Annotated in this window: 20 protein-coding genes; 14 read left to right on the top strand and 6 right to left on the bottom strand. The window is 64.0% G+C overall.

What is annotated here, in order from left to right; all coding sequences use genetic code 11:
- Positions 1–128: 128 nt before the first annotated feature.
- Positions 129–1,226 carry a polymer-forming cytoskeletal protein gene (locus tag ACNO8S_RS04455; RefSeq protein ID WP_420182547.1) on the top strand — a complete coding sequence of 366 codons (1,098 nt, stop codon included), beginning with the start codon at positions 129–131 and terminating at the stop codon, positions 1,224–1,226.
- 44 nt (positions 1,227–1,270) lie between these two features.
- On the opposite strand, the gene ACNO8S_RS04450 is transcribed toward ACNO8S_RS04455, so the two are convergent.
- Together ACNO8S_RS04450 and ACNO8S_RS04445 are read right to left on the bottom strand one after the other, a co-directional pair.
- Positions 1,271–2,350 carry a dipeptide epimerase gene (locus ACNO8S_RS04450; protein WP_050037752.1) on the bottom strand — a complete coding sequence of 360 codons (1,080 nt, stop codon included), beginning with the start codon at positions 2,348–2,350 and terminating at the stop codon, positions 1,271–1,273.
- Positions 2,347–3,390 carry a DUF1611 domain-containing protein gene (locus ACNO8S_RS04445; RefSeq protein ID WP_129754952.1) on the bottom strand — a complete coding sequence of 348 codons (1,044 nt, stop codon included), beginning with the start codon at positions 3,388–3,390 and terminating at the stop codon, positions 2,347–2,349. The genes ACNO8S_RS04450 and ACNO8S_RS04445 overlap by 4 nt, the downstream gene beginning before the upstream one ends.
- Positions 3,391–3,528: 138 nt before the next feature.
- On the opposite strand from ACNO8S_RS04445, the gene ACNO8S_RS04440 reads away from it, so the two are divergent.
- The gene (locus ACNO8S_RS04440; RefSeq protein WP_050037751.1) at positions 3,529–4,275 is read left to right on the top strand and encodes a helix-turn-helix domain-containing protein; all 747 of its coding nucleotides are present in this window, start codon (positions 3,529–3,531) and stop codon (positions 4,273–4,275) included.
- A 133-nt stretch (positions 4,276–4,408) separates the two neighbouring features.
- Here the strand turns inward: ACNO8S_RS04440 and ACNO8S_RS04435 are convergent, their stop codons facing one another.
- On the bottom strand, positions 4,409–5,161 hold the full coding sequence (locus ACNO8S_RS04435) for an IclR family transcriptional regulator (protein ID WP_014039891.1): 753 nt from the start codon (positions 5,159–5,161) through the stop codon (positions 4,409–4,411).
- 329 nt (positions 5,162–5,490) lie between these two features.
- On the opposite strand from ACNO8S_RS04435, the gene ACNO8S_RS04430 reads away from it, so the two are divergent.
- From ACNO8S_RS04430 to ACNO8S_RS04390, 9 genes are all read left to right on the top strand, one after another.
- A complete protein-coding gene (locus ACNO8S_RS04430; RefSeq protein ID WP_014039890.1) occupies positions 5,491–7,044 on the top strand; it encodes a Na+/H+ antiporter NhaC family protein in 1,554 nt (517 codons plus the stop codon).
- Positions 7,041–7,313: a DUF7513 family protein gene (locus tag ACNO8S_RS04425; RefSeq protein WP_050037749.1), complete on the top strand. Its 273-nt coding sequence runs from the start codon at positions 7,041–7,043 to the stop codon at positions 7,311–7,313. Before ACNO8S_RS04430 ends, ACNO8S_RS04425 begins: the two co-directional genes overlap by 4 nt.
- 79 nt (positions 7,314–7,392) lie before the next feature.
- Positions 7,393–8,406: an ornithine cyclodeaminase family protein gene (locus tag ACNO8S_RS04420; RefSeq protein WP_064288415.1), complete on the top strand. Its 1,014-nt coding sequence runs from the start codon at positions 7,393–7,395 to the stop codon at positions 8,404–8,406.
- 123 nt (positions 8,407–8,529) lie between these two features.
- Positions 8,530–9,489 (top strand): nucleoside hydrolase, encoded by a 960-nt coding sequence (locus ACNO8S_RS04415; RefSeq protein ID WP_420182546.1) that lies wholly within the window; start codon positions 8,530–8,532, stop codon positions 9,487–9,489.
- A 214-nt stretch (positions 9,490–9,703) separates the two neighbouring features.
- Complete coding sequence (locus tag ACNO8S_RS04410) at positions 9,704–10,786, top strand: M24 family metallopeptidase (protein WP_420182545.1); 1,083 nt, start codon at positions 9,704–9,706, stop codon at positions 10,784–10,786.
- Between the two features lie 96 nt (positions 10,787–10,882).
- The gene (locus tag ACNO8S_RS04405) at positions 10,883–12,580 is read left to right on the top strand and encodes a glycoside hydrolase family 13 protein (protein WP_420182544.1); all 1,698 of its coding nucleotides are present in this window, start codon (positions 10,883–10,885) and stop codon (positions 12,578–12,580) included.
- A gap of 78 nt (positions 12,581–12,658) precedes the next feature.
- Entirely contained in the window at positions 12,659–13,429 is a 771-nt protein-coding gene (locus ACNO8S_RS04400; RefSeq protein WP_014039884.1) for a creatininase family protein, read from the top strand.
- Positions 13,430–13,530: 101 nt separating this feature from the next.
- Complete coding sequence (locus tag ACNO8S_RS04395; RefSeq protein ID WP_165353747.1) at positions 13,531–13,695, top strand: hypothetical protein; 165 nt, start codon at positions 13,531–13,533, stop codon at positions 13,693–13,695.
- 89 nt (positions 13,696–13,784) lie between these two features.
- A complete protein-coding gene (locus ACNO8S_RS04390; RefSeq protein ID WP_023843175.1) occupies positions 13,785–13,949 on the top strand; it encodes a hypothetical protein in 165 nt (54 codons plus the stop codon).
- 98 nt (positions 13,950–14,047) lie between these two features.
- Here the strand turns inward: ACNO8S_RS04390 and ACNO8S_RS04385 are convergent, their stop codons facing one another.
- Together ACNO8S_RS04385 and ACNO8S_RS04380 are read right to left on the bottom strand one after the other, a co-directional pair.
- Positions 14,048–14,248: a hypothetical protein gene (locus tag ACNO8S_RS04385; protein ID WP_146417442.1), complete on the bottom strand. Its 201-nt coding sequence runs from the start codon at positions 14,246–14,248 to the stop codon at positions 14,048–14,050.
- A gap of 150 nt (positions 14,249–14,398) precedes the next feature.
- Positions 14,399–14,686, bottom strand: a complete 288-nt coding sequence (locus ACNO8S_RS04380; RefSeq protein WP_420182543.1) for a DUF5789 family protein — start codon at positions 14,684–14,686, stop codon at positions 14,399–14,401.
- Between the two features lie 129 nt (positions 14,687–14,815).
- Between ACNO8S_RS04380 and ACNO8S_RS04375 the strand changes: the two genes are divergently transcribed.
- The 3 genes from ACNO8S_RS04375 (at position 14,816) to ACNO8S_RS04365 (ending at position 16,975) form a co-directional block, all read left to right on the top strand.
- Positions 14,816–15,910 (top strand): DUF7139 domain-containing protein, encoded by a 1,095-nt coding sequence (locus tag ACNO8S_RS04375; protein ID WP_420182542.1) that lies wholly within the window; start codon positions 14,816–14,818, stop codon positions 15,908–15,910.
- A gap of 117 nt (positions 15,911–16,027) precedes the next feature.
- Positions 16,028–16,354, top strand: a complete 327-nt coding sequence (locus tag ACNO8S_RS04370; RefSeq protein WP_005535365.1) for a transcription factor S — start codon at positions 16,028–16,030, stop codon at positions 16,352–16,354.
- A gap of 9 nt (positions 16,355–16,363) precedes the next feature.
- Complete coding sequence (locus tag ACNO8S_RS04365; protein WP_420182541.1) at positions 16,364–16,975, top strand: hypothetical protein; 612 nt, start codon at positions 16,364–16,366, stop codon at positions 16,973–16,975.
- Here the strand turns inward: ACNO8S_RS04365 and ACNO8S_RS04360 are convergent.
- Positions 16,956–17,336 (bottom strand): hypothetical protein, encoded by a 381-nt coding sequence (locus tag ACNO8S_RS04360; protein ID WP_420182540.1) that lies wholly within the window; start codon positions 17,334–17,336, stop codon positions 16,956–16,958. The two genes, ACNO8S_RS04365 and ACNO8S_RS04360, sit on opposite strands and share 20 nt — an antisense overlap.
- Positions 17,337–17,338: the final 2 nt, after the last annotated feature.

Here is a 17,338-nt window from a genome sequence, read left to right as displayed (position 1 = left end):
ACAGACCGTTACTGACTGCGCCGTCACCAGCGCACTACGGAGGGGAATGCCGTTCCCGTCGGACCAGCGTCAGACGCCCGTCATGCACGTCATGAGGGTTTAATACGAACGGAACCGCTATAGTAACCGTGCCTCTCGGCTCCGACCCGCTGTCCGAACTCGACATTCCCGACGGGACGACCGTCGAGGAACACGACCTGGTGACCGACGGCGACGTCATCGTCGGCGGCCAGTCGACCGTGGAGTTCGGCGTACGCGGGCGGACAGTCATCGCCGACGAGCGGGTCCGCTTTGGCGGCCACATCGAAGCCGAAGGTGACTGTCGGCTGGATATGTGGTGTGACGTCGCGGACAACGTCCTCGTCGGCGAAGACGCCTACATCGGCGAACGGGTACACATCGGCGGCGAACTCCGTGTCGCGGGCGACCTTGATATCGGCGACGACGTGGACATCGAGAACGGGTTCGAGGCGAACGGCTGGATCGTCATCCGCAATCCGATGCCGACCATCGTCTTCCTGTTCGTCTACCTCTCGCAACTCCTCCGCATCGGCGAGGAAGACGCGGCCGAGGAAGTAATCGACGAGATGCTAGACGACGGCAGTGACGAGCACGACCCGGTTCTGATTCCACGCGGTGCGAGCGTTTCGGACGACGCCTGGCGCGTCTCGACGCCGGCAACGGTCGGCGACGACTGCCGGCTCCACGGCAACATCCGCGCGAAGTCCCTCGAAGTCGGCCGTGACACGGTCGTCTTCGGGAGCCTCCGCGCGAAAGACGATATCGTGGTCGGCCGGGGCACGGAGATCAAAGGGGACGTAACGACTCGCAGTGGCACCGTCCGTGTCGGCCCGGGAGCGAAGATCTGGGGCGACATCTCGGGGACGACCGTCGAACTCCACGAGAACGCGACGGTCGACGGGACAATCCGCACCAGCGAGGAGATGCGGATGCACACCGAGGCAGTGCTAGACCGCCCGGACGAATCCGCTGCGGCGATGGCCGAGATGGCCGAATCGCTCGAAGCTGACACTGACACTACGGAGCCAGCCGACGAACGAAGCGATTCAGACAACAGCGAGTCGGCGGCCGATGCAGCAGCCGACGACCCCGCCACTGCGGACAGTGCGGCAACCGACGGCGGGGATGCAGACGGAGTGACAACCGGCAGCGATGCTTCCGAGGACGGTCCCGACGTCGAAGAGGCGGCGGAGTCGGCAGAGTAACCGCTCGGACGCTATTTTGCGTGGCGAACGCTCGCTACACAGCGTCAGCGTTCAGTCGCGTCACACACAGCCGCCGGCGGTGAAACCCCGTGTCCCGGCCCGTCGATATCGATACGCGGGCCGAACGACATTGACGGCGGACACTCGTCAAACAGCAGGTGGCCGTCCAGGTCGACGTAATCGAAGGCACCGAGCCCAGCGGCGAGGTGGGCGCTCGTCGCGATCCCGGTTGCGCCTTCGAGCATACAGCCGAGCATACAGTCGAGGGAGGCGGCCTCGGCGATGTTCACAATCGCCGCTGCCCCGAGGAGCCCCGATTTCCCGAGTTTGACGTTGATCACGTCGGCAGCCCCTTCGCGAACTACGGCAGTCGCATCAGCCGGCGTGAACACGGCCTCGTCCGCGGCGACAGGGACCGAGAGTCTGTCGCGTGCCCTCGCAAGCCCGCAGATGTCGTCTTTCGGCGTCGGCTGTTCGACCAGGGCGAGGTCGACCCCGGCCGCGGTCACCTCGTCGACAAACGTCGCTGCGGCCTTCGGCGTCCAGCCCTGATTCGCGTCCACGGTAATCGTTGCGTCGGGCGCGGCGTCCGCGACTGCGACAGTCCGGGCCACGTCGGCGTCGACCTCTCCGCCGGCTTTGACCTTGATGTGGTCGAAGCCCGCAGTTGCGGCGCGCGTGGCTCGCTCGGCTGCCGCGTCGGGCGTGACTATCGGAACGGTGATATCCGTCGTAACTGTGGTCGGCGCTCCGCCGAACAGCTCCGAGAGCGGGATGCCCCGGTCGCGACAGTAGGCGTCGAGCAGTGCCGTCTCGACGGCGAACAGTGCTGAAACCCCTCCGGGCACGGCTGCCCGCAGGTCACTGACGAGTTCGCGGTAATCGGCGAGAGACGCTCCCTCAAGCAGCGATGTAACCGACCGGGCGGTCGCCACGGCGGCCGCCTGCGTCTCGCCGGTCACCGGCGGCAGCGGGGACCCCTCACCGTGGCCGACCACGCCAGAATCTGTCTCCACTGTAACGACCAGATTCCGCGCTTTCTCCCGAGTGCCAAGCGAGATTTCGAACGGTTCGCGGAGTTCGTGATCGAGCGGTTCGACGGAGATGCGGTCGATACGGGTCATAGCGCCTCCAGGACGGCCGTGAGGAGTGTCTCCGGGCCGTCATCGTCGTAGGTGTTCGCCGCTGGCAGGCCTGTCCGAGCGGCTTCTTCCTCCGGATCGCCCCAGGTGGAGAGCGCGGCGACTGTCGTATCCGCGAGGTCGGTAATCGCGCGACGTTCGGCTTCGACACCGGCCACGGTGAGGTCGTCGAAATGGGACCGGGCCTCCCGAGAAGGGTCGTCGGCTAGCACGACTGCATCGGGGGCCGCCCCGTGAAGCAACCCGAGCGTCACCCCGCCGTATGCGGTGTGCGTGAGCGCGGCCTGCCCCTCGACGAACACGATATCGTGGTCCGCTGCGACGTCGAGCACCATGTCCTCGACGATGCCCGAAACGAAGTCGGCCGGAACCCGGTCGATGACGACACCGCGGTCCGCGCCGACGAGGATGCCGGTCTGTCCAGTCGCGACCCAGCCGGCGTCGAGCCCGGCGTCGGCCGCTGCCCGGTACAGTTCGAAGGTCGTCGTTCGCTTCCCGACCGCACAGTCGGTCCCCATCGTCAGGACCACGTCCGCGTCGGCTTCGCTCCCGCGGCCGTCACCGAGCGTCAGGTCGGCGACGGACGGCGGTTTCCGGACGTCGACGAGGTCGACACCGTGTTGCTGTGCGCGCTCGGTCCAGGCTGGGCGCTCGCTCAAGAAGACGTGCAGGCCGGAGACGACGTCACAGCCCCGTTCCATCGCACGCTGGATAGCCTCGACCCAGGCCGCCGGAAGGTCACCGCCAGCGGGCGCAACGCCGATGACGAGGACGGCTGCGTCCGGGGCTCGGTTCAGCGCTTCGGTGACGGTTTCGACGACCGGCACGTCGTCGGCAGCCGGCCAATCGAGGGCCGCTCCGGCGTTGGGGCTCGGACACGTCGAGTCCACGACGGCCTGCGCGTCGAACAGCTCTCCGTGCATGACGATTCCGTTGGCCGTCTTGCCTTCCGGTTGTCCGAACTCGCCCTCTGCGAGCACAACGGCGGGCGTGCCTTCGTCGTATTTTCGCCGCAAGTCCATACTGATGTACATCGCCGACGTGACTGACAAACCAGAGCCTTACATGTGTGGCACTCAGTGAGACCACTGGAGGACGATTCCCCGTGGTGAAAGCAAACGCAACCAAGCACAGTCACGTCTCAGGACCCGGAGAGAACGATGGGCGCTGACGGCTCCGATGCGACCGCTAACTCGGCCAGTGGCGGTCTCCAGCTGACACTCGAACTGGAGCATCCCGACTGCTGGATGCGGGAGGTGACGGCGGCCACCTCGGCCAGACTGCTGGTCAACGCCGCGTATCTGGTCGACGAGAAGGTCAAGGCCCACGTCGTCGCATACGCGGAGTCGGCGGACGCGGTCGACGCACTCGTCGCGGCGACTCGGGCGTCCGACCACACCGAGACAGTCACAGAGATGGATACCCGTCGCAGCTTCGGCGGCATATCCGCACCGGTAAACAAAGCGACGAGCACGCTGCTCGTCGAGTACGGCCCCGAGGAGAGCATCCACGACGCGCTGGTCTCACACGGGTTCATGAACCAGGAGCCGATTCGAATCCGCAACGGGACCGAGTACTGGACGGTCGCCATCGACGAATCGCGGGCGACGATACAGGAGAAACTCGACGCCGTGTGTGCACAGAAAGACGCAACAATCACCATCACACAGATCACGTCGGCGACCACCGGAAGCAGAGAACGCGATGGATTGGCTGTCCGGCAGCTTTCCGACAAGCAGCGCGAAGTGTTCGAACTGGCCCGCAAACGCGGCTATTACGACTACCCGAGGGCGGTAAGCGGGAGCGAGTTGGCCGACGAACTCGATATCGCGAAGACGACGTTCCATGAACACCTCCGGAAAGTCGAGGCCACGCTTCTCGGCCCGAGAGACGCTGGCCGGTACTGACGACGGTACGGCGTCGATCCATGCTTCGCCTTGCCGGGTCCGTACTGTCAGAGCCAGCGTCCCGGTCCCTGTTCAGCATTTGTGACCCCAAGCGCGGCTGAACGCCTCCGGGACCGCGAGCGCAACCGAATGCCTATTCCACTCCGAGTTCTGACTCCAACTCCTCGACAACGTCTTGCAGCATCGACGCGAGTTCTTCGTTCGGCGGCAGCCGATACAGCGGGCCGGAGATGTCCAGTGCGCCGAGGACGCCGCCGTGTGGGGCGGTGACCGGTACGCCGACCGAGCGAAGCCCCTCGACCGCTTCCTGATCGTTCACCGAATAGCCGCGCTCGTTCGTGCGTTCGATGTCTTCCATGAGGGTTTCCCGGTCCGTGACAGTATACTCTGTCTCGGCTGGCAGCCCCCACCGGTCGAGAATCTCGTTGACTCGGGTCTCCGGCAACGCGGCGAGAATCGCCTTGCCGACTGCCGAGTTGTGCAGGTAGTAGTACCGGCCCACCTGGAACCCTTTCGACGGGACGTTAGCGACGACGTTGAACAGCGTTATCGCACGCCCGTACTCCTCGACGGCGAACGTGACCTCCTCGCCACAGCTATCGGCGAGTTCGTGTGTTTTGCGACGGGCGACCTCGTACCACTCGTTTCGGGTCCGAGCGCCCTCTCCGAGGTGGAACAGCTTCATACCGAGTCGGTACTGCTCGCCTCGTTTGACCAGATACTCCTGATCTAGGAGTGTCTTGAGGTGAACGTGAATGGTACTCGTCGAGAGGTCCAGCCGGTCCGCAAGCTCACTCATTCGAGCCTCCCCCAGCTCGTTTACCGCATCGATGATCGCAAGGGAGGTTTCGGTCGTCTGGAGACGACGACCGCTAGAGCTGTCCATACCACTGTGGACTTGATAGTGATATAAAAAGGTCCGGACATAGTGGAACTGGTTCGGTGGATATTATGTGTAGATGTGATAGCTACTGAGAGTGTGATTACCCATAGGTATATTTTACAATCTCACGCCCGAAATTAGTCCGTCTTCCGGGATTTGTGCGATATATAAGGTCAGGACGCTGTCCCGGATCCAATAGAAGTGGACTTTTATATAGCTACAGCGGCCGGAACGAGACAAGACTTCACCAGAGGCGGCTCCCGTGATTTGTTACCGGAGAGATAGTTATTATCATGATCTTTTGCGTGTGTATCTGACGAGGCACAGAATGCATGTCAGACACGGATAGTGGCGATGGGACAGAGATCGAGGAGATCTCTGGTCCGGACGTCGAAGCAATCGAGTTCTACGGCGGACGGTGGATGAGCGTCATTCCCATAGGGTTGTTTATCCTGTGGGCAATTGTCCAGAGTGGCCTGTTCGGTATCGGGGACACGACTGGACTCGTCGCAGGGATGCTCGTGGCGCTCATCGTCGGGATGTTCTTCGCCAAGGGAGACTGGAAGAACTACGCGAACACCATCTTCGATGGGATGACAAAGCGGGTCGCCGCGACGGCAGTCGTCGCGTGGCTCTGGGCAGGGATGTTCTCGAACACGCTGCAGGCAGGTGGCTTCGTCGGCGGACTCGTCTGGGCAGCGAACGCGGCCGAAGTCGGGGGCGCGCTGTTCCCCGCCGCCACCTTCATCCTCGCTGCGCTTTTCACGACCGGTATCGGCACCGGGTACGGCGCGGCAGTCGCCTTCTCGGCGCTGTTCTTCCCGGCCGGCATCCTGCTCGGTGCGAATCCGGTGTTGTTGTTCGGAGCAATTCTCTCAGGGGCTGTCTTCGGCGACAACCTGGCACCGGTCAGTGATACGACAATCGTGAGTGCGGTGACACAGGACGCCGACATCGGCGGCGTCGTCGCCTCGCGGTTCAAGTACGCCATCATCGCTGCGGTGTTGGCGCTCGCGGCGTACGTTTTCGCCGGGAACGCGATGCCCGGGCTGGACATCTCCCAGCAGGCACAGGACCTGTTCGTCCAGAACAGCGAGCCGGCGGGACTGTTGCATCTCATTTCCATGCTCGTCGTCATTGTGACGGCAGTCATGGGCCGACACATCGTCGAGGCGATCTCGTGGGGCCTCGTCGTCGCCGTTGCCTTCAACATCGTCTTCGGTCTCGCACCGCTGAGTGCCGTGTTGCTGTTCAAGGTCCCGGAAACGTCTTCGGCCGCAAGCTGGGCTGGCTCACTTCCCATCGCGGAAGTGGTCGCGCCGCAAAACGCTGGCGTCACCGGGTCGATCTACAACGGTGCAGCCGGGTTCTTCCCGCTAATCGTTCTCGTGTTGCTCATCGTCGCCGGGTCAGAGATCATGATCCGTGGCGGTGGCTTCGAGGCGATCCAGGAGTGGCTCCTCGAAAACGTCGCAACGGGCGTTCGCAAGGCCGAAACGACGATGGTGGTCGGCACTGCCCTCGTCAACTCGATGATCACGATCAACACGGCCGCAGAGATCGCGATCGCGCCGTACATCGCCCGCATCGGCCAGCGGTACAACATCAACAGCTACCGTCGAGCGAATATCCTCGACGCGAACACCTCGGCGCTCGGGTACATCTTCCCGTGGGGCGGCGGCGTGCTCATCGGCTTCGCGACGCTGCAAGGCCTCCCGAACCAGTACGAGTGGTTCACCAGTGCGATGGTCGTCAACCCCGTGCAGGTGTGGCCGTACGTCTTCCACGGCTGGTTCCTGTTCGGTGTGTTCCTGCTCTCCGCACTGACCGGCTTCGGGCTCGAATACACCACTGACCGCAAATCCAAGGATGTGACCCGTCTATGAGCATATTCAGTAAATTCCTCACTGGGATGTCCTTCAGGACGACCACGCCGACGTTCGCGGCGGGCGAGGAGATCGAGGTGTACGTCACGGAACTCGACGAGGAATCCGGCGAGCTGGTCGCACAGGTCGGCGAAACCCGTCTCCACTTCGAGAACGGCGAGACAGACATCGTCGGCTGTCGCGTCCTCGCGAAGGTCGAGTCGTTCGACGACGCGGAGCACCGCGGCCGTCTCACCCACCTCAAAACGCTGTCTCAGGGGTCGTTCTAGGATTGCCAACGAGCGCCGAGACGGACATTGAATCAGTATAGCGCGATCGAATAAACCGATATCACAGATTCGAACCACTATGAGCAACTCACTATATTCGACAGCACGACAGGACAACCAGACGACTATCGTCCCCAGTACGGACATCGAGGCGGCCGTCGAGATGGCGGACCTCGTGCCGGCCATCGAGGCCGCGTTCGCCGCATACGAAAACGACACGGCGCAGATGCCGCCGAAGTCCTACATCGACCTGCCACAGCACAACGGGGACTTCCGGTCGATGCCGGCCTACCTCGAAACGGACGACTGGGAAGCGTCGGGCATCAAGTGGGTGAATGTTCACCCGGACAACCCCGACGAGTTCGACCTGCCGACCGTGATGGGGACGCTCGTGTACACGGACCCCGAGAGCGGCTTCCCGCTTGCCGTGATGGACGCCACGACGCTGACGATGAAGCGAACCGGCGCGGCCGCCGCCGTGGCGACGGACCACCTCGCCGTCGAGGACGCGTCCTCGCTGGGCATCATCGGTGCCGGCGTCCAGTCCTACACGCAACTGGAGGCCATCTCGCAGGTACGACCGATTGAATCCGTCGTCGTCAGCGACCTCGACGACGACCGCGTCCAGCGGTTCATCGACACCTTCGGCGACGAGTTCGACGTGCGAGCCGGCACGATTTCCGAGGCGGCCCAGTGTGATGTTCTCTCGACCGTGACGCCGGTCGAAGACCCCATCGTCACGCTTGAGGACCTTGGGGAACACACCCACGTCAACGCCATGGGTGCCGACGCCGAAGGGAAGCAGGAACTCCACACGGAGGTCATCCGCGAGGCGACCCTCGTCATCGACGACTTCGAGCAGACGACCCACTCCGGCGAGATAAACGTCCCCTGGAGCACGGGTGAAATCGACGAGTCGGATATCGACGCCGAACTCGGCGAGATCGTCGTCGGGAACGCGCCGGGCCGCGAGGACCTGTCCGGGATTACCGTCTTCGACTCGACCGGGCTCGCGATTCAGGACATCGCTGCCGCACGCATCGTGTACGAATCGCTCGGTGACGACAGCGGCCACCGCCTCGAAATGGTGTAACCCCGGCGGTCTGCAGTATCGTAGCAGCTGGCCGTTCACCCACCGCTATCGAGTGTCGCACAGACAACTGTGGCACGCAGTTGTGGCCCGGAACGATTTATATGTGCCATACGACGAGGGCGTATGCGACGCGTCATCATCGACACGGACACCGCGGGCGACGACACACAGGCAATTTTGCTGTCCTGTCTCAGTGATCGAGTTACCGTCGAGGCAGTCACAATCGTCGCCGGCAACGTGCCCTTCGACAGAGAGGTCGAGAACGCGAAATACACGCTCGATCTCGCCGATTCTCTCGACGTACCCGTCTACGAAGGGGCGAGACAGCCGCTACTCAAGGAGTTCGAACACGCGACGGACATTCACGGCGAGGACGGCCTCGGCGGGGACGTGTTCCCCGACACCGGTATCGAGTCGGCGGCAGGGTTTGGCCCCGACGAGATCGTCGACCGCTGTCGAGCGGCCCCGGGTGAAATCACACTGCTCTGTATCGGACCGCTGACCAATCTGGCGCTGGCGTACGCCCGCGAGCCTGAACTTCCGGAGCTTGTCGATGAGGTGTGGGTGATGGGCGGGAACGTCAACTGTGAGGGGAACGTCACTCCTGCCGCGGAATTCAATCTGTGGGTCGACCCCGACGCTGCCAAACGCGTGTTCGACGCCTTCGAGGTGACGCTCGTCGACTGGGGCGTGTGTCTTCGAGACGCAGTGTTTGGCTCCTCCGAGTTCGAGGCGGTGTCGGCGTTCGACACTGAACTGGCGTCGTTCTTCGAGTCGGTAACCGAGCAGGCCCGGGCGTTCAACAGCGAAGGCCCCGACGATTCCGGATGGACGGCACTCCCGGACAGCGTCACCGCCGCGTTGCTGGCGTACCCGGAACTCCGCGAGGAGGTGTCGACGTATCACGTCGCGGTGGACGACCGCGACGGACTCACCCGCGGGTACACCAGCGTCGACGTCAACGGCGTGACTGACGGCGAACCGAACACCCACGTCGTGGAGTCCGTCGACAGCGACGCCTTCCAGTCGGTCATGTACTCGCTGCTGCAGTCCCGGGACCCTGACAGCGGCATCGCCGAGTGAGTCATACTGCCGGCTGTACGTCTGTGACGAATATCACCACTTCGGGGTGGCGAATCTCTTGAAATAGTTACAGCCAGCAGTATCAGGAGCGGTGTCGGGCGCGATAGTAGCGAACGGTGTGTGTCGTAGTTGCCGCTGTGCGAGACCTGTGGCGCCGGTCCTGTCGCCGCGTGTTGTCCCTGGTTTTTACTGGGGGCCGGAGGGATGTCAGGGTATGACGCTTACAGACCGTCTCGACCAGTACCGCCGGGCAGCGGGACTCGAAGCCGTCTGGTTCGCCCGACCGAACTCCTTCGCGTGGCTTACGGGAGGCGGCGACAACGTCGTCGACCGGGAGGGCGACATCGGCGTCGCCGCCGCGGGCTACGACGGCGACGAGGTACGGGTCGTTGCCGACAACATCGAAGCGCCGCGGCTACGTGACGAGGAACTCGAAAGCGATGTGGCCGTCGAAACGTTCGACTGGCACGCACAGTCGCTGGCCGAGGCTGTCGCCGAAGCGAGCCCGACCCCGGCGGCGGCGGACTTCGACGTCCCCGGCTTCGAATCAGTCGACGCCACACAGCTCCGACAGCCACTGACCGAGGCCCAGATAGAGCAGTGTCGTGACCTCGCGCGAGACACGGCTGAAGCAGTCGAAGCAGTCGCGCGGAACGTCGAGCCGTCCCACACCGAACTCGATGTGACCGCCGTGCTCCGACAGAAACTCGAAGGCCGAGGCATCGCTACGCCCGTCGTACTCGTCGGCAGTGCCGAGCGGGCACAATCCTACCGCCATTACACCTCGACCGAAACTGAACTCGGCGACTACGCGCTCATATCGGTGACCGTCCAGCGGGACGGTCTCCACGTCAGCGCCACCCGAGCGGTCGCGTTCGACCCGCCGGAGTGGCTCATGGAGCGAACCCACAAGGCCGCCCGCGTCGAGACCACTGCGCTGGCCGCGACACAGGCGGCCGGTCAGGGTGGCGGCACAGCGGGCGACGTGTTCGACGCGATTCAGGACGCCTACGCCGCGGTCGGCTGGGAGGGTGAGTGGCAGAACCATCATCAGGGCGGCGCAACGGGCTTCGCCGGCCGTGAGTGGATCGCCACGCCTGGACATGAGGGCGAGGTCGCGTTGCCACATGGGTACGCGTGGAACCCGACTATCGACGGCGCGAAGAGCGAGGATACCTATCTCGTCTCGGCCGACGATATCGAACTGCTGTCAGCGACCGGCGACTGGCCAACCGAGACGGTCTCGGCAGTCGGCTACGACCTCGAACTGCCGCGACACACGGTGCTGGAACTGTAGCGGTACTGCAGCCGTCTCTAGCCGGCGAGTTAAAAGTTTACAACAGGCGTTGTATGAACCCGTGGATTTAAGCAACGCGTCAGGCTACCCCTCTGTATGACCGCAGAGCGCGCCTGGTGGAAGGAGGCAGTCGTCTACCAGATCTATCCCCGGAGCTTCAACGATAGCGACGGTGATGGCGTCGGCGACTTACAGGGCATCATCGAGCGCCTGGACTACGTCGCCGACCTCGGCGTTGACATCATCTGGCTCAACCCGGTGTACGACTCCCCGCAGAAGGACAACGGTTACGACATCAGCGATTATCAGGCCATCTACGACGAGTTCGGGACGATGGCCGACTGGGAAGCGCTACTTGAGGAGGTCCACGACCGGGACATGCGGCTCGTCATGGATCTCGTCGTCAATCACACCTCGGACCAACACGAGTGGTTCCGGAAGTCCCGCCAGCGCGACCCGGAGTACGACGACTACTACATCTGGCGCGAGGGCGGAACAGACGAGGACGGCGAGCCCGCGCCACCGAACAACTGGGAGTCCTTCTTCGGGGGCTCCGCCTGGGAGTACGACGAGGAGCGCGGCGAGTACTTCCTCCACCTGTACGACACCTCACAGCCGGACCTGAACTGGCGCAACGACGCCGTCCGACAGGACGTCTTCGACACTATCGAGTGGTGGCTGGAGAAGGGCATCGACGGCTTCCGGATGGACGTCATCAATCTCCTGTCGAAAGTCGAGGGGCTGCCCGACGGCGATCCGGACAGCGAGTGGGTCGGGTCCGAACAGTTCATCGACGGGCCGGAGATGCTGTCGTATCTCGACGCAATGGACGACGAGGTGCTGTCGAACTACGACGTGATGACCGTCGGGGAGATGCCACAGCTCACCGTCGAGTCGGCCCGCGAGTACGCCGGCGCGGACGGCCCGCTGGACATGGCGTTTCACTTCCAGCACACGAAACTGGATTACGCTGACGGCGAGCGGTGGTCGGTCGGCGACTGGAGCCTGCCGGAGCTGAAGCGTATCGTCGACCGCTGGCAGGACGGGCTGGCGGCGGACGGCTGGAACACGCTGTACTGGGAGAACCACGACCAGCCGCGGAGCGTCTCACGCTACGGCGACACCGAGAACTACCGCCGGGAATCCGCGAAGCTGCTCGGAACGTTCCTCCTCACGCTCCGTGGCACGCCCTACATCTACCAGGGCCAGGAACTCGGGATGACTAACGCCGACTGGGACACGATGGACGACCTCCGCGACGTGGACGCCATCAACCACGCGCGGGAGCTACTCGACCGGGAGGGCGTCGAGGGCTACGAGGACGTGAAAGACGTCGTCGGCTACCGGACCCGCGACAACGCCCGAACGCCGATGCAGTGGGACGACTCGCAAAACGCCGGGTTCACCGACGGCGACCCCTGGATTCAGGTCAATTCGAACTACAGGGAGATCAACGCCGCCGACCAGCAAGCCGATGCGGATTCCGTTTACAGCTACTACCAGCGGCTCATCCAGTTACGCTCCGACAGAGACGTGCTCGTGTACGGGGACTACACCGACCTGCTCCCCGACCACGAAACCGTCTTCGCCTTCACGCGGTCGTTGTCGACGGACTCGGGAACCGAGAAAGTCCTCGTCGTCCTGCACTTCGACGACGCGACGGAAACCTTCGACCTGCCGGTCGAGTACGCCGATGCGACGCTGCGAGAGTGCAATTACGACCACGACGACCAGAACCCGGAAACGGTGACGCTCGCGCCGTACGAGGCTCGCGTCTACGAGCTGTTCGACTGAGTCCTTCGTGCTACCTGAATCCCGCCGCGGGGCCGTGGCGAAGCACAGATTCAAGACGCGTCCGTCACCAGCAGTGGTATGTACCTTGCCGACGAGACCTGGCCGGACCTCGGCGACTATTTCGAGACGGAGTCGCTCGCGCTCGTCCCGCTCGGGTCGACAGAGCAACACGGGCCGCATCTCCCACTGGCGACGGACCATCTCATCGGGGAAGCCTTCGCCCGAGAAGCCGCCGACAGGACTGGCTACCTCTGCACCCCGACCATCAACGTCGGCGTGAGCCCCCATCACAGACAGTTCAACGGGACGATGTGGGTCGACGCGCCGGTGTTTCGCGACTACGTCGAGTCGTTCACCCGGAACCTGGCGTACCACGGCATCGACCGGGTCATCTACGTGAACGCCCACGGCGGGAACGTCGAGCACCTCCGGGAGGTCGGCCGGCGGCTCCGGGACGACGAAGTGCTGTACGCCATCGAGTGGATGTGGGACGAGAGCATTCCGGACCTCGTGGACGACCTGTTCGAGCAGAACGGGCCACACGGCGGGCCGAAGGAGACGGCCATGATCCAACACTTGCGCGCCGAACTGGTTCACGACGACCGCCTCGAAGACGCACGGGACGGCGGGATTCCGAGCGTCGAGGCGGCGGAGACAAAGAAGTACGGTTCGCGGACCTTCTACGATGCCGCTGATAACACCGGCAATGGTGTTCTCGGCGACCAGACCGACGCCACGGCCGAGAAGGGGGCGGAGATGTTCGAGGCCGCGACCGAACAGCTCGTCAGGCTCTGCGAATGGCTGGACGGACAGGCATTCGACGACCTGCTCCCGGAGCCACACGTCTAACGCGGGGCTGCCGGTGGTAGAACGCGATTCCGGTCTGCGTGCCCGACGCTAAACAGTGGACCCTGAGTTGGACTTTTGAGACAGGCGGATGTACGGGGCGTATGGCCCTCCTCCTGTTTCCCGGGATGCCCGGTACTACTGAAATGGTCGTCATGCTCGTCACGATGGGGATGTTTCTCGTCGTTCCCCTCGCACTCGTCGTGGCCGCGTACCTGTTCGGCAAGCGCCGCGGCAGAGCCGAAGTGAGCGAGTCGGGCGATTCATAACCAATCGCCAGACGGCGGCCAATCGGCGCGTAATGGGCCTGTCGCGGCGAATCGACTCGTTTATCGGTCCCACTCTATGATGGAGATGTGTGTCCCCACCGAGTCCCCATCCCGAGTCGCTTCGTAGCCGAGCGTTCGAAATAACGGTTGATGACGGACGAGAGACCTTCAACGCGCTCAGTATCGAGCACGCCGATTGTGAGACGGAATGGCTCATCTCCGACACGGTGTATGCGCTCGAAAATATGCGGTAACAGGTAGCAAACTGTTGCGTTGTGGCGTTACGATAGTGGATCCAACTGCGTCGGAACGGTGACGCCGCTGTGTCTGTCCCGCCGGTTCTTCGTGTGAGTCATTCCGCCGAGAATCGCCGCCAGACTGGCATGAAGACGCCGTAGAACGAGCCAAAAACCAGGACACCAGCCGCGATAGCTAGTTCTCGCCCTGCCACGCCGAATGCGTCGTACAGAGTCCGGAGGACGATGAATACCCCGAGTCCCCAGACAGCGAAGGCGGCACGCTCTTTCCAGGAGAGGCCACTTCTGTGGAACACACGCTGTCTCCGCAACAGACGGTATCAAAGCCTGTGGTTCGACGCGATATCGGACCGCGAGTATAAGGGGGTGATAACACACGCCGCACAGATCACAGCAGTTGTAACTGGGATGGGTCGTGCTGGTGCCACAGAAGTCCGCTCCCGCCCTCACTCGGTCGGGATGGGGCCGGTCCCGATGACGTCCCGGACCGCGTTCTCGAACTCCTGGCGGTCGGCGAAGTACGGAACATCGACGTCCTCGAGCACCGTTGCGAGTTCCTGCGGGCCGTCCGGCGTCCGAATCGTCGTGTCCCCTTCGCGGCTGACGATGGTGCTGTGTTCGATGCCCCAGGTGAGCCGGGCCGAGACGCGGGCCAGCGGCGCACCGGCAACGTCGGGTCCGTCGCCGAGTTCGACAGCCTGCTCGTCCGCGTCCTCGCTTTCGTCGTCGCTCATACCCGAACTGTTCCCGTGGGTCCGATTAGTGCTTTCGGAACGGCTCGCGCACTTGGTGAATCACGCGCGTGCCCGCGTCATGCATCTGTCTGACGGGTAGTTTTATCGGATGTAGCAGTAGTATACTGCATGACTAGTCTCACCGACGTGTACGAAGGGGAGGTTGGGCGCGTCGCATCGCGCCGCCAGCAACTCGTCGGGACAGCCCTGTTTCTCGTTGGTGTTGCCGGACTCGTCGGGGCAATCGCGCTCGCAACGACCGGCATCGGAAACAGATACGGGCTGGACGCCTATGCAGCCAGGCGAATCGCCGGCGTCATCGCCGGGCTCGGGCTGCCGTCGGTCATCCTCGGCGTGTTCGCGGTGTTACCGGCCAGTCGTCGAATCCGGCTGACCGCCCTCGGTGGCACGGGCGTCGCAACAGTCGGCGTCGTGCTGTTCCGGTCGCTGTATCCCTACAGCTGGACCAGCAGCGACCCGCTGCTGGCACTGCTCACCGGCGTTGTCTACTTCGCTGGCATCGTGACGACGTTCTGGTGTCTGTTTGCATCGCTTGCGACGTTCAAGACGCGAAACGACCCCGGTGGGACGGCACGCATGGAAGTTACCGAGGAAGGGACGATTCGCCTCGTCGAGGAAGCCCGGACGCTGCCGGGACTGGGCGGCATCGGGTTTTTCGGGCAGGACCCGGACGGCACAGTCGAGACGCAGACGAACCGAGCGAGTGCGACCGACGAGGGCGCTGTCAGCGACGGCGGGACCGGACAGCGCTCGGGCACTACGCGCACGGCCAACAGCCGCCGTCGGCAACCGACGGGGGACACGCAATCTGACCGCAGCACGCGGTCCAAGCGACGGTCGGACAGCGGCACAGCGACAGAGCGACGGTCGGACCGTCAGACGACCCCTGGCTCGAACATCGGTCAGCGAAACACCACGTCGCATGGAACAGAGCAAACCGGCCCCTCCGAGAACGCGCTCGACCCGAGAATAGCTGAGGCCGGCCCGGAAGGGTCCACATCGACCGACGGTGGCACGGCGACGGCGGGGCACGACGCGATTACCGAGACGGCGGTCCACCAGGGCGAACCGGACACCTACTGCGGGAACTGCCGGCACTTCGAGTACGTGATGCAGGACGGCGATATCGAGCCGTACTGTTCGTTCCACGGCGAGGTCATGGACGACATGGAACCCTGTTCGGCGTGGGTTCGCAACGACTGATACCGTCGGCACTCCGATTTTGCTAAGCTTCCGCACTGCACAGCGATGGGGACCGACAGAACGGCCTGGGCGAAACCGGGTATTTAACACGGTCGGCAGGCAAACGGTGGTACTACAATGGAGTTTTGCGACGAATGCGGTTCGATGATGAAAACGGACGACGAGCGCTGGGTCTGCGGTAGTTGCGGCTACGAAAAGGCTCGAAACGCCGAGACCGAACAGGAGATGGCCGTCACCACGCAGGGCCAGGAGGAGTCGGAAGTCGTCGACACCTCCGAGGTCGACGCCGAAGACATGGGGCCGACGACGGGCGCTCGCTGTCCCGAGTGTGGCAACGAGCGAGCCTTCTACGAGATGAAGCAGATCCGCGCGGCCGACGAGTCCGAGACGCGCTTTTTCACCTGTACCGAGTGCGAACACAAGTGGCGCGAGGACGACCACTGAGGCCGGACCGTGCCCACTGACCCCGCGTTCCCGGACGTTCCCGCGGACCGGCTGCGCGACGGCGGCTGGGAGCTCGTCGACGAGAGCGTCGAAACTGTCTTTCAGTTGCCGACGGCCCGCGTCGAGGGGGCAACGAAGGTGTACGACGCCGCCGAGACACGCGAAGCCGTCCGGGACGCGGTCGGGCTCGACCACCAGTGGCGGTTCTTCTTCGCGACCGCACTGTCGTTTACCCCGCCGCTCGCGCCGGGCATCGGACCGGCGGTGATTCTCCCGACGGTCCGGTCGGAGGCCCAGTCGGCCTTCGCCGACGAACTGGCCGACAGAGGGTTCGAGTCCGTCGAACGCGGGCGGAGCGAGCGAGTCCGCGTCGACAGCGGCGACCGCGCTCGGCTCCGGACCTACAGCGCCGAACTCGACCTCGAAGCGGCCGGCGCGACGCTGTCGATTACCGGCTGGGTCGGCGTCTGGCACGGCGACGGCTTCCGTATCGCTGCCGGCGCATATCCCGACCGGTCGATTGCGACACTGCTGGATATTGAGAATCCGCCGGAAGCGCTCCGGCGGACGCCGTCGGACTACCGGTCCGAACTGCTTGACCTCATCCGCGCCGTGGCGTAAGCGCCAGAAGCGTGCCGTCGAGGAACAGTTCTATCGGCCCGAGACCGAGTCGTTTCGCGAGCGAGCTCGGAACGGCGTCCGCGCCGAGGCGGGCCACGGGCGCACCACGAACGCGGATTTCAGCCGTCAGTCCGGCCGCAGTCAGCGCCGCGGCGGCGTCCCTTCCCTCGACCGGTCGGTCCCGCCAGAGGGTGAGCGCCGCCCCGAAAGACGGTAGGTCGACGGCGACGAGGTCGTCGTACCCGCGGACGCTGAACGCGACCCCGTCGCGCTCGACGGTCAGGTCGGCGTCGACGAGCAGGTCCGGCTTTCGCTCGACCTGGTCGAACAGATCGCCGACCGCCTTCGCCGTGGTGACCACTG

This window comes from Haloarcula sp. KBTZ06, assembly GCF_048595605.1.
Taxonomy (GTDB): domain Archaea; phylum Halobacteriota; class Halobacteria; order Halobacteriales; family Haloarculaceae; genus Haloarcula; species Haloarcula hispanica.
This window is presented reverse-complemented; position numbering and strand designations above follow the sequence as displayed.